Annotated in this window: 13 protein-coding genes and 1 pseudogene; 13 read left to right on the top strand and 1 reads right to left on the bottom strand. The window is 66.9% G+C overall.

Annotated elements, in window-relative coordinates; translation table 11 throughout:
- The first annotated feature begins 1 nt into the window (after nt 1).
- The gene (locus tag CAL24_RS15130) at nt 2–1003 is read left to right on the top strand and encodes a cytochrome-c peroxidase (protein ID WP_028354081.1); all 1002 of its coding nucleotides are present in this window, start codon (nt 2–4) and stop codon (nt 1001–1003) included.
- A 6-nt stretch (nt 1004–1009) separates the two neighbouring features.
- Here the strand turns inward: CAL24_RS15130 and queF are convergent, their stop codons facing one another.
- Complete coding sequence (gene queF / locus CAL24_RS15125; protein WP_094807099.1) at nt 1010–1831, bottom strand: NADPH-dependent 7-cyano-7-deazaguanine reductase QueF; 822 nt, start codon at nt 1829–1831, stop codon at nt 1010–1012.
- 312 nt (nt 1832–2143) lie between these two features.
- Between queF and aceA the strand changes: the two genes are divergently transcribed.
- The 12 genes and pseudogenes from aceA to CAL24_RS15065 all read left to right on the top strand — a co-directional run bounded on the left by aceA (nt 2144) and on the right by CAL24_RS15065 (nt 12042).
- Nucleotides 2144–3466 carry an isocitrate lyase gene (gene aceA, locus CAL24_RS15120; protein WP_094807098.1) on the top strand — a complete coding sequence of 441 codons (1323 nt, stop codon included), beginning with the start codon at nt 2144–2146 and terminating at the stop codon, nt 3464–3466.
- 229 nt (nt 3467–3695) lie between these two features.
- A complete protein-coding gene (locus tag CAL24_RS15115) occupies nt 3696–4688 on the top strand; it encodes a hypothetical protein (RefSeq protein ID WP_094807097.1) in 993 nt (330 codons plus the stop codon).
- Nucleotides 4685–4837, top strand: coding sequence for a cbb3-type cytochrome oxidase assembly protein CcoS (gene ccoS, locus CAL24_RS15110; RefSeq protein ID WP_028354077.1), 153 nt, complete (start codon nt 4685–4687; stop codon nt 4835–4837). Before CAL24_RS15115 ends, ccoS begins: the two co-directional genes overlap by 4 nt.
- A gap of 117 nt (nt 4838–4954) precedes the next feature.
- Entirely contained in the window at nt 4955–6430 is a 1476-nt protein-coding gene (gene ccoN / locus CAL24_RS15105; protein WP_028354076.1) for a cytochrome-c oxidase, cbb3-type subunit I, read from the top strand.
- Nucleotides 6431–6440: 10 nt separating this feature from the next.
- Nucleotides 6441–7133: a cytochrome-c oxidase, cbb3-type subunit II gene (gene ccoO, locus CAL24_RS15100; RefSeq protein WP_094807096.1), complete on the top strand. Its 693-nt coding sequence runs from the start codon at nt 6441–6443 to the stop codon at nt 7131–7133.
- Between the two features lie 4 nt (nt 7134–7137).
- Nucleotides 7138–7305: a cbb3-type cytochrome oxidase subunit 3 gene (locus tag CAL24_RS15095; protein ID WP_038853365.1), complete on the top strand. Its 168-nt coding sequence runs from the start codon at nt 7138–7140 to the stop codon at nt 7303–7305.
- The gene (ccoP, locus tag CAL24_RS15090) at nt 7302–8264 is read left to right on the top strand and encodes a cytochrome-c oxidase, cbb3-type subunit III (RefSeq protein WP_094807095.1); all 963 of its coding nucleotides are present in this window, start codon (nt 7302–7304) and stop codon (nt 8262–8264) included. Before CAL24_RS15095 ends, ccoP begins: the two co-directional genes overlap by 4 nt.
- Nucleotides 8265–8286: 22 nt before the next feature.
- Nucleotides 8287–9687: pseudogene (gene ccoG, locus CAL24_RS15085) on the top strand (cytochrome c oxidase accessory protein CcoG); the annotation flags it as partial.
- 14 nt (nt 9688–9701) lie between these two features.
- Nucleotides 9702–9953, top strand: a complete 252-nt coding sequence (locus CAL24_RS15080) for a FixH family protein (RefSeq protein ID WP_170947089.1) — start codon at nt 9702–9704, stop codon at nt 9951–9953.
- Nucleotides 9954–9965: 12 nt separating this feature from the next.
- Complete coding sequence (locus CAL24_RS15075) at nt 9966–10214, top strand: hypothetical protein (protein ID WP_094807093.1); 249 nt, start codon at nt 9966–9968, stop codon at nt 10212–10214.
- Nucleotides 10215–10357: 143 nt separating this feature from the next.
- Nucleotides 10358–11284 (top strand): ABC transporter ATP-binding protein, encoded by a 927-nt coding sequence (locus tag CAL24_RS15070; protein WP_028354070.1) that lies wholly within the window; start codon nt 10358–10360, stop codon nt 11282–11284.
- Nucleotides 11281–12042 (top strand): ABC transporter permease, encoded by a 762-nt coding sequence (locus tag CAL24_RS15065; protein WP_028354069.1) that lies wholly within the window; start codon nt 11281–11283, stop codon nt 12040–12042. The genes CAL24_RS15070 and CAL24_RS15065 overlap by 4 nt, the downstream gene beginning before the upstream one ends.
- Nucleotides 12043–12048 lie beyond the last annotated feature (6 nt).

The following is a 12048-nucleotide window of genomic DNA, read 5'->3' as shown; positions in this document are numbered from 1 at the left end:
TATGAGCAAACCACGCATGCTATGGGCCGTCGCGGCCATCGCGGGATTATGGGCGCACCCGGCGCCGGCGCAGCAACAAGAGCCCATCCAGCCCATCGAGCCTGCCGTCGTCACCGAGCCGGCCAAGGTCGAACTGGGCAAGAAGCTGTTCTTCGACCCCCGCCTGTCCAAGTCCGGCGCCATTTCGTGCAATTCGTGCCACAACCTCAGCATGGGCGGCTCGGACAACCTGAAAGCCTCCATCGGCCACAACTGGCAGCAGGGCGGCATCAACTCGCCCACGGTGCTCAATGCCAGCCTCAATATCGCCCAGTTCTGGGACGGCCGCGCCAAGGACCTGCGCGAGCAGGCCGGCGGGCCCATCGCCAACCCGGCCGAAATGGCCTCGTCGCACGAACTGGCCATCCAGGTGTTGAGCTCCATCCCGGGCTATCGCGCCGAATTCAAGCAGGCCTTCGGCAGCGACGCCATCACCATCGACGCAGTCACCCAGGCGCTGGCCGCGTTCGAGGAAACGCTGGTCACGCCCAACGCGCGCTTCGACCAATGGCTGCGCGGCGACGCAAAAGCCCTGACCGTGCAAGAGCTGGCCGGCTACAACCTGTTCAAGAACAGCGGCTGCGTGGCCTGCCACAACGGCCCGGCGGCCGGCGGCAATTCGTTCCAGAAGATGGGCCTGGTCACTCCCTACCAGACCGCCAATCCGGCCGAAGGCCGGGCGGGCGTCACCGGCCAGGACGCCGACCGCTTCATGTTCAAGGTGCCGACGCTGCGCAACGTGGCGCTGACCTACCCGTATTTCCACGACGGCGAGGCCGCCACCCTGGCCGATGCCGTCGACGTCATGGGCCGGCTGCAACTGGGGCGCACCTTCACGCCCGAGGAAAACAGCCAGATCGTCGCGTTCCTGAAGACGCTCACGGGGGAACAGCCGGTCATCCAGCTGCCGGCGCTGCCGCCCTCGGCGGACGATACCCCGCGGCCCCAGCCGTTCACGCCCTAGCGGGGTTCACTGCCGCGCCGTGCGCATGTCCGCGGGCGGCGCGGCCTCGGCATTGCTGCGCCATGGGTTGATGTCGAGCCCGCCGCGCCGCGTATAGCGGGCATACACGGTCAACCGTTCGGGCCGGCATGCCGCCATGATGTCCATATAGATGCGCTCCACGCAGTGCTCGTGGAATTCCGCATGGTCGCGGAACGACACCAGGTAGCGCAGCAGCGCGGGCCGGTCGAGCGGCCGGCCCCGGTAGCGGATCTGCACGCTGGCCCAGTCCGGCTGGCCGGTTACCGGGCAGTTCGACTTCAGCAGGCGCGAGGCGAGCGTCTCGTCGACGGCAGCGCCATCGGCGCAGCGCAGCAGGGCGGGGTCGGGGGTATAGGTGTCGATCTCCACGTCCAGGTCGTCGATATAGTCCCCGTCGAGTTCCCCCATGGCCAGTGCGCCGAAGCGTTCCGGCAGGATCAGTTCCACCCCCACCGTGCTGCCGGCGGCCGCCGATAGATCGGCCGCCAGCCGGTCGCGCAGCGCCCGGGCGCCGTCCAGGCGCGTCTGGTTGTACGAATTCAAGTACAGCTTGAACGACTTGGATTCGATGATATTGGGGCTGTCGGCCGGCACCGTGAAGCGCGCCATGGCGACCCGCGGCTTGCCCCGGGCGTCGAGCCAGGACAGTTCATAGGCATTCCAGATATCTGCGCCGGCAAACGGCAGGCGGCCTGTCAGTTGCAGGCTGGCGCGGTTGTGCGCCCGCGCGATGGGAAACAGCAGGCTGGGATCATAGTGCGAGGGATACGCGACATTGTGGCCCAGCGGGGCATTGGACAGCGACATGGGAAAGGCGGGACAAAAACACAGCCCTCATTGTAGGGCACCGGGGGCGTTGCTTCCGGATTGTGAAATCAGCGTGCCGCCATATGAAAGCGACTGCTGCAAAGCAGCGCGACCGCATTTCACAGCGGACAATTTGTTTTCATAATAAGAAATCAATCTTCTAATTGATTGATTTTTAAAGAAAAAGAATTTGGTCTTATATAAGAGACAAGGCCACATTGCCCTGCAGCACAGGAATAGACTTTTATCCAACGCGGCGCTATTGGCGCGGCACCGGATTCTCTGTCTTTCCCTTACCTGAGGAGCATCTTCATGAGCAATCGCGAAACCGAAATCCGCAACCTGCAGAAGGACTGGGCCGAAAACACCCGCTGGCAGGGCATCAAGCGCGCCTATAGCGCCGAGGATGTCATCCGGCTGCGCGGTTCGGTGGCCGCGGAGCACACCCTGGCCCGTCGCGGCGCGACCCGCCTGTGGGAACTGATGCACAGCGAACCGTTCGTCAATTCGCTCGGCGCGCTGACCGGCAACCAGGCCATGCAGCAGGTCAAGGCCGGCCTGAAGGCCATCTACCTGTCGGGCTGGCAGGTGGCGGGCGACGCCAACCTGGCCGGCGAGATGTACCCCGACCAGTCGCTGTACCCCGCCAACTCCGTGCCGCAGGTGGTCCGCCGCATCAACAACGCGCTGGCGCGCTGCGACCAGATCCAGTGGATGGAAGGCAAGAACCCGGGCGACGAAGGCTACATCGACTACTACGCGCCCATCGTGGCCGACGCCGAGGCCGGCTTCGGCGGCGTGCTCAATGCGTTCGAACTCATGAAGGCCATGATCGAGGCCGGCGCCGCCGGCGTGCACTTCGAAGACCAGCTCGCCTCGGTGAAGAAGTGCGGCCACATGGGGGGCAAGGTGCTGGTGCCGACCCGCGAGGCCGTCTCCAAGCTGGTCTCGGCGCGCCTGGCGGCCGACGTCATGGGCACGCCCACCGTGCTGCTGGCGCGCACCGACGCCGACGCCGCCGACCTAGTCACCAGCGACATCGACGAGAACGACCGTCCCTTCATCACCGGCGAACGCACCGTCGAAGGCTTCTTCCGCACCAAGGCCGGCATCGAGCAGGCCATCTCGCGCGGCCTGGCCTATGCGCCGTACGCCGACCTGATCTGGTGCGAAACCTCCACGCCCAACCTGGACTACGCCCGCAAGTTCGCCGAGGCCATCCATCGCCAGTTCCCCGGCAAGCTGCTGGCCTACAACTGCTCGCCGTCCTTCAACTGGAAAAAGAACCTGGACGACGCCACGGTCGCCAAGTTCCAGCGCGAGCTGGGCGCCATGGGCTACAAGTTCCAGTTCATCACGCTGGCCGGCTTCCATGCCCTGAACTACGGCATGTTCGAACTGGCGCACGGCTATGCGCGCCGCCAGATGAGCGCTTTCGTCGAGCTGCAGCAGAAGGAATTCGCCGCCGCCGAACTGGGCTTCACCGCCGTCAAGCACCAGCGCGAGGTCGGCACCGGCTACTTCGACGCCGTCACGCAGACCATCGAGGGCGGCCAGTCGTCCACCACCGCGCTCACCGGCTCGACCGAGGAGGCCCAGTTCGAGCACGGCCACCAGGAGACGGCCGCGGCGTAAGGCCTTGAATTTTCAGTTGCTGTTGTAGGGTGGATTCGGGGTGTCTTCGGGCACCCCTTTTTTTCGGCGGTGAATCGCGGCGCCGATGGGCGCCCGTATTGATCCTGGGCAGCCCGGGGCGTTGCGGATGTCTCGCGCGGCGCGGTCGGCGTGGTAAGAAAGTCTGCTCTTGCAGCTAGTTTGATTTCAATCAAATTGGCTGCCGGGCTCCGTGGCTACGATCGGGCACATGTCTGGACGTTCCATTTTCTCCGTGCCGCCGGATCTGCCCGCCGGCGACCGGCGGGCGCGGCGCCATGCCTTGCTGCGCCTGGGGTGGGCCTGGCTGGCCATGATGCAGGTAATGATGTTCGCCTGGCCGGGCTACGTCCGCCATCCCGGCATCCCGCCCGACGCCCTGGCCACGCTGGACTGGGCCATCGTGCTGATGAACTGGGCCAGCCTGGTCCTGACGGTGCCCGTGGTGCTGTACTCGGCCTGGCCCATCTGGCAGGGCGCCGCGCGCAGCCTGCGGCAGGGCCGCGCCGGCATGGACGTGCCCGTGGCCCTGGGCATCGTCGCCGCCTTCCTGCCGAGCGTGCACGCCACCTGGCTGCGCCACGGCGAAGTCTATTTCGATTCGGTCACCATGTTCGTGGCCTTCCTGCTCACGGCCCGCTACCTGGCGCTGTGCGCGCGGCAGTCCATCGCGCCGCGCGAAGGCGGCGCGCGGGCGCGCCGCCATGCCCGGCTGGAGCGCTGGCGCCGCGCATTGGGCCGCGCGGCGGACCGCGTGGCGGCCCGCTTCGTGGCGGCCCAGCTCGCGCTGGCGCTGGCCGCCGGCGCGGCCTGGGCGGCGCTCGACGCGCCGCATGCCGTGCCGGTCATGGTGGCGCTGCTGGTCATCAGCTGCCCATGCGCGATGGCCATGGCGGTGCCCACCGCGCTGGCCGCCGCCCACGCCGCGGCCGGGCGCGCCGAGCTGGATGCCCGCCAGTTCCGTCAACTGGTCGCGGCGGCGCGCCGCACTGCCCGCCAGAGCCTCTACGGCTCGCTGGCCTGGCATCTGCTGATGACCCCGCTGGCGCTGGCCGGGTGGGTGGCGCCCTGGCTGGCGGCCATCACCATGCTGCTGTCGTCGCTGGCGGTGGCGGGGCACGCGTGGCGCCTGTATCGCCGCTACCGGGCGCCGGCGTCGCCGGCCGCCGCGCGGGCGGGCGCCGACGCCCCGGTCATGCCATGACCATCCTCTACCTGTTGCTGCCGCTGTCGCTGCTGTTCGTGCTGGTCATCGGGCTGGCGCTCGGCTGGGCCGTGTTCAATGGGCAATTCGACGAACCCGACGACGCGGCGGCGTCCATCCTGTCCGATCGCGATGCCAGCGAAACATAAATGCTCCGATTATTTCTAAAGCCCCTACCCGCGGCTCAACTTAGTCTTGACTTTGGTCAAGACGCACAATTCCAGGGGGACGCATCATTTCATCTCCGCAGCAGTCGGGGATAAGGAATGAATGATCGCAGCACAGGCGACGGCCGACCAGAAACGTTCAACTACAAGGTCGTCAGGCAATTCGCCATCATGACGGTGGTGTGGGGCATCGTCGGCATGGCCGTCGGCGTCCTCATCGCGGCCCAGCTCATCTGGCCGCAACTCAACTTCGATATTCCCTGGCTCACGTATGGCCGGTTGCGGCCGCTGCACACCAATGCGGTCATCTTCGCCTTCGGCGGCAGCGGCCTGTTCGCGACCTCGTACTACGTGGTGCAGCGCACCTGTCAGGCGCGCCTGTTCAGCGACAAGCTGGCGGCCTTCACGTTCTGGGGCTGGCAGGCGGTGATCGTCGCGGCCGCCATCACGCTGCCGCTGGGCTACACCAGCAGCAAGGAATACGCCGAACTCGAATGGCCCATCGACATCCTCATCACGCTGGTGTGGGTGGCCTACGCCGTCGTCTTCTTCGGCACCATCGCCAAGCGGCGGGTCAAGCACATCTACGTGGCCAACTGGTTCTTCGGCTCGTACATCCTGACCATCGCCATCCTGCACATCTTCAACAACATCGAGCTGCCCGTCTCGCTGTGGAAGTCGTACTCGGCCTACAGCGGCGTGCAGGACGCCATGGTGCAGTGGTGGTACGGCCACAACGCGGTCGGCTTCTTCCTCACCACCAGCTTCCTGGGCATGATGTACTACTTCGTGCCCAAGCAGGCCGGCCGGCCCATCTATTCGTACCGGCTGTCCATCGTGCACTTCTGGGCGCTGGCCTTCACCTACATGTGGGCCGGCCCCCACCACCTTCTGTATACCTCGCTGCCCGACTGGACCCAGTCGCTCGGCATGACGTTCTCGCTGATCCTGCTGGCGCCGTCGTGGGGCGGCATGATCAACGGCATCATGACCCTGCAGGGCGCCTGGCACCGCCTGCGCACCGACCCCATCCTGAAGTTCCTGGTCACCGCGCTGTCGTTCTACGGCATGTCCACCTTCGAAGGCTCGATGATGTCGATCCGCACGGTCAATGCGCTGTCGCACTACACCGACTGGACGGTCGGCCACGTGCACTCGGGCGCGCTCGGCTGGGTCGCCATGATCACCTTCGGGTCGCTCTACTACCTGATCCCGCGCCTGTACGGCCGCACGGCCATGCACAGCATCAAGGCCGTCGAGTTGCACTTCTGGGTGGCCACCGTGGGCGTGGTGCTGTACATCGCCTCCATGTGGATCGCCGGCGTGCAGCAGGGCCTGATGTGGCGCAACACCGCCGCCGACGGCACGCTGGTGTACAGCTTCGTGGAGGAACTCAAGACGCGCCTGCCGTACTACCTGATCCGGTTCGTGGGCGGCGCCATGTATCTGTCCGGCGTGTTCATCATGGCCTGGAACGTCTGGATGACGGTGCGCGGCCAGCGCGCCGCCAACCCGGCCATTCCGCCCGCCGAGCCGCGCGAGCGCATCGCCGCCGCCGCTGCCGCCACCGCCTGACGAGGTTCCCATGGCAAACAAGCAACACGGTTTTTTCTCGCACCAGACGCTCGAGAAGAACATCGGCCTGATGATCGTCGCCAGCATCCTGGTGGTGTCGTTCGCCGGGCTGGTGCAGATCGTCCCGCTGTTCTTCCAGCATTCCACCACCCAGGCCGTGGCCGGCGTCGAGCCCTACGACGCCCTGCGCCTGATGGGGCGCGACGTATATATCCGCGAAGGCTGCGTGGGCTGCCATTCGCAGCAGGTGCGCATGCTGCAGGCCGAGGTGCAGCGCTACGGCGCCTATTCCGAAGCGGCCGAGTCGGTGTTCGACCATCCGTTCCTGTGGGGCTCCAAGCGCACCGGCCCGGACCTGGCGCGCGTGGGCGAACGCTATTCCGACGAATGGCACCGCATCCACCTGCGCGACCCGCGCCTGGTGGTGCCCGAGTCCAACATGCCCTCGTATCCGTGGCTGCAGCACGCGCTGCTGACCGGCCAGAATGTCCAGGACCGCATGCGGGCGTTGCGCAAGCTGGGCGTGCCCTACAGCGACGCCGAGATCGAGGCGGCGCCGCAGGCCATCGCCGGCAAGACCGAGGAAGACGCGCTGGTGGCCTACCTGCAGGGCCTGGGCGTGGGGCTGCGCAAGGCGCGCCAGACCGAGGCCGAACAGGCCCGGCAGCAGGCGGCCCAGCCGGCCGCGGGGCAGGGGGACTGACATCATGGTGTACATCGTGGGAATCATGACCGTCGTATCCATGGCGACCTTTGCCGGGATCGTCTGGTGGGCGTACTCGTGCGGCCGGCAGCGCGCCAACCGCGAGTCGGCCTTGCTGCCGTTCGCCTTGCCCGATGAAGACCGACCCGAACTAGGAGCAAAGCGGCCATGAGCGATTTCATCAACGGCTTCTGGAGCTATTTCATTGCCTGCATCGCGCTGGGCGGCATCGCCTGGTGTCTGTGGCTGCTGTACACGCAGCGGCGCTGGCTGGGCAAGCGCCCGACCGCGGGGCCGGTCGACGACACCGGCCATGTCTGGGACGGCGACCTCACCGAGCTGAACAACCCCGTGCCGCGCTGGTGGACCTGGATGTACCTGCTGTTGTGCCTGTTCGCGCTCGGCTACCTGCTGCTGATGCCGGGCCTGGGCGCGTTCCAGGGCATGCTGGGCTATACCACCGCCGACGAGGTGCGGCGCCACCAGGCGCAGCTGGCCGAGCAGGTCAAGCCGGTGTACGCGCGCTTCGAAACCATGACGGTGCCGCAGATCGCCGCCGACCCGGCCGCGCGCCAGATCGGCGAGCGGCTGTTCCTGAACACCTGCGCGCAATGCCATGGCTCCGACGCGCGCGGCGGGCGCAGCTTCCCCAACCTGACGGACGCCGACTGGCTGTACGGCGGCACGCCCGAAGTCATCCAGCAGACCATCACCCACGGCCGGCACGGCATCATGCCACCCTGGAAGGCCAGCATCGACGCCGCCACCGCCAGCGACATCGCCCATTATGTGCGCTCGCTGTCGGGGCTGGCCGCCGACCCGATCAAGGTATTCCGCGGTCAGCGCGAGTTCGGCAATGTCTGCGTGGCCTGCCATGGCGTGGACGGCAAGGGCAACCAGGCCCTGGGCGCGCCCAACCTGACCGACGACACCTGGCTGTACGGCAGCTCGGAAGCCACCATCGTGCAGACCATCCTGGAAGGGCGCGACAACCGCATGCCGGCGCACGACGCGGTGCTGACGCCCGAACAGATCAAGATCCTGACGGCCTGGGTATGGGGGCTGTCGAACATGTCCGACGGGTCCGGCGGCGCGGGCGCACCGGAAGCGGGCCCGGCGGCATCGCAGTAGCGGCGGAGGCGAGGTGCAGTCCGATACGCTTGAACACACGATCGACGAGGTGCGCGGCAAGATCCACCCGCGCTCGGTCAGCGGCGTGTTCGCGCGCTGGCGGGTGGTGTTCGTCTTCCTGACGCAGCTGGTGTTCTACGGCATGCCGTGGCTGCAATGGAACGGCCGCCAGGCCGTGCTGTTCGACCTGGGCGCGCGCAAGTTCTACCTGTTCGGCCTGGTGCTGTGGCCGCAGGACGTGGTCTACCTGGCGGTGCTGCTGGTCATTTCGGCGCTGTCGCTGTTCCTGTTCACGGCGGTGGCCGGCCGGCTGTTCTGCGGTTATGCCTGCCCGCAGACGGTCTACACCGAGATCTTCATGTGGATCGAGCGCAGGGTCGAGGGCGACCGTCTGGCCCGCATCCGCCTGGACGCCGCGCCCTGGAGCCTGCGCAAGTTGCGCCTGAAGCTGGCCAAGCACGCGCTCTGGATCGTCGTGGCCTGGTGGACGGGCTACACCTTCATCGGCTATTTCACGCCGATCCGCGACCTGGGCGCGGCGCTGCTGGCGCTGCAGCTGGGGCCGTGGCAATGGTTCTGGATGCTGTTCTACGGGTTCGCCACCTGGGGCAACGCCGGCTTCATGCGCGAGGCGGTGTGCAAGTACATGTGTCCCTACGCGCGTTTCCAGAGCGTGATGGTCGACCCGGACACCTTCGTGGTCACTTACGACCAGGGGCGCGGCGAGCCGCGCGGCGGCCGCTCGCGCAAGGCCGACCACCGGGCCGCCGGCCTGGGCGACTGCGTGGATTGCAGTCTGTGCGTGCAGGTCTGCCCGACTGGCATCGACATCCGCGACGGGCTGCAGTACCTGTGCATCGGCTGTGGCGCCTGCGTGGACGCCTGCGACCAGGTCATGGGCAAGATGCAGTATCCGGCCGGCCTGATCCGCTACACCTCGCAGCGCGCCGTGCAGGAAGGCTGGTCGGCGCGCCAGGCGCGGGCCCGCCTGCTGCGGCCGCGCGTGCTGATCTACGCCGCGATCATCCTGGCGTTGTCGGCCGCTTTCGTGGCGTCGCTGGCGCTGCGCAGCCCGCTGCGGGTCGATGTGATCCGCGACCGCGGCGTGCTGGCGCGCGAAGTGCCGGGCGGCATGGTCGAGAACGTGTACCGCCTGCAGCTCATCAATACCTCCGACGCGCCCATGCGGCTGCACTTGGCGGCCGGCGGGCTGCCCGGGCTGGCCGTGCACGCCGAGCGGCAGGCCGGCCCGGACATCCTGCTGGAACCCTACGCCAACCGGCTGGTGCCAGTGGTGATCCGCGCGCCGGCCGGCGCCGCGGCGCCGGGCCCGCACCCCATCCAGGTCCAGGCGCGGGCGCAGACGCCCGACGGCCGCCTGGTCGAACGCAGCGAGCCTTCCAGTTTCTACATGCCCGATTGAGTCCGGAGCCCCACATGAATACGCCCGAACAATCCAACGCCTGGTATCGCGAGCCGTGGCCCTGGTTCCTGATGACCGGGCCGCTGCTGGCCATGCTGGGGTGCATCATCACCATTTACCTGGCCGTGACGCGCTTCGACGACCAGCCCATCACCGCGGGGGCGGTCAAGCGCGGCCTGGTGGTCGAGCGCGTCGAAGGCGGCGCGCCGCCCGCCGGCGCGCCGGCGGGCGAGCCCGCCGTCGGCCCGGCGTCCACCCGTCCCTGAGCGGAGCAGGCCATGCGCTGGCGCCTGCTGATCTGGATACTCTGGCCGTCCTTCCTGGCGGCCGTGGCGGGCAGCGCGCTGATTTTCGCGCTGATCGATCCCATGGACGTGGCCGTGCTCGGCCAATGGCAGCCCGGCCGGATGGCGTTCTACACCGTGTCGTTCTTCGTGCTGTGGCTGATGGCCGGGATGTCGAGCGCCCTGACGGCCTGGCTGGCGCCGGGCGTGTGGCGCGGCGCGCCGGACCCGGACACCTTCTAGCCGCCCGGGCGCGCCGGGGCGGGGCGGGAAACGCCCGGAAAAACAACCGGTTACGTGCCGGAATAGAGTTGTGGCGCTGGTGGAACGATGCGTCGATGTCGAGCAAGTAGAATCATTGCGTTCATCGACATATCGAGGTCCGTGTGCAGCCCGTCATTTCCGTGCAAGGCCTGTCCAAGACGTACGCGTCCGGGCATCAGGCCTTGAAGAACGTCAATCTGGACATCCATCGCGGCGAGATCTTCGCCCTGCTGGGCCCCAACGGCGCCGGCAAGACCACCCTGATCAGCATCATCTGCGGCATCGTCACGCCCGGCGAGGGCAAGGTGCTGGCCGACGGCCATGACATCGTGGCCGACTACCGGGCGGCGCGCTCGCGCATCGGCCTGGTGCCGCAGGAAATCTCCACCGACGCGTTCGAGAGCGTGTGGAGCACCGTGACCTTCAGCCGCGGGTTGTTCGGCAAGCCGGCCAACCCCGCGTATATCGAGAAGGTGCTGCGCGACCTGTCGCTGTGGGACAAGAAGGATTCCCGCATCATGGCGCTGTCCGGCGGCATGAAGCGCCGCGTCATGATCGCCAAGGCGCTGTCGCACGAACCGCAGATTCTGTTCCTGGACGAGCCGACCGCCGGCGTCGACGTCGAACTGCGCCGCGGCATGTGGGACATGGTGCGGCGCCTGCGCGACAACGGCGTCACCATCATCCTGACGACCCACTACATCGAAGAGGCCCAGGAAATGGCCGACCGCATCGGGGTGATCCGTCAGGGCGAGATCATCCTGGTCGAAGAGAAGCACGCGCTGATGAAAAAGCTGGGCAAGCGGCAGGTGGCGCTGACCCTGAAAGAGCCGCTGGCCGAGGTGCCGGCCGTGCTGGCGGCCTACGGGCTGGAGCTGTCGGATGCGGGCCACCAGCTGGTGTACACCTACGACAACCAGCAGGGCGGCGCGGAGATCGCCCGCCTGCTGCGGCAACTGGACGAGGCGGGCATCGAGTTCACGGACCTCAGTTCCTCCGAGAGCTCGCTCGAGGAGATCTTCGTCAGCCTGGTGAGTACTCAATCATGAATTTCTACGCCATCCGCGCCATCTACCTGTTCGAAATGGCCCGCGCCTGGCGCACGCTGATGCAGAGCGTGGCCTCGCCGGTGGTGTCCACGGCGCTGTACTTCGTGGTGTTCGGCTCGGCCATCGGTTCGCACATGGTGCAGATCGAGGGCGTCAGCTACGGCGCCTTCATCGTGCCGGGCATGATCATGCTGTCGCTGCTGACACAGAGCGTGGCCAACGCCTCGTTCGGCATCTACATGCCGCGCTTCACCGGCACCATCTACGAGATCCATTCCGCGCCCATTTCGTACGTGGAGATCGTCACCGGCTATGTGGGCGCGGCCGCCAGCAAATCCATCATCCTGGGCCTGATCACGCTGGCCACCGCGCGCCTGTTCGTCGACTTCGGCATCGCGCATCCGTTCTGGATGGTGGCCTTCCTGGTGCTGACCTCGCTGACCTTCAGCCTGTTCGGGTTCATCATCGGGGTGTGGGCCGACGGCTTCGAGAAGCTGCAGATCATTCCGCTGATGATCATCACGCCGCTGACGTTCCTGGGCGGCACTTTCTATTCCATCAACATGCTGCCGCCGTTCTGGCAGACCGTGACGCTGTTCAACCCGGTGGTGTACCTGGTCAGCGGCTTCCGCTGGAGCTTCTACGGCGTGTCGGACGTCAGCGTGGGCATCAGCCTGGGCATGACGCTGGCCTTCTTGGCGGCCTGCCTGGTGGGCGTGCGCTGGATATTCAAGACGGGCTACCGCCTCAAGACCTAGCTTCGA

It is taken from the genome of Bordetella genomosp. 2 (assembly GCF_002261345.1).
Classification (GTDB): Bacteria; Pseudomonadota; Gammaproteobacteria; order Burkholderiales; family Burkholderiaceae_B; genus Bordetella_A.
The sequence above is the reverse complement of the archived record's forward strand: the minus strand, read 5'-3'. Positions and strand labels throughout refer to the sequence as shown.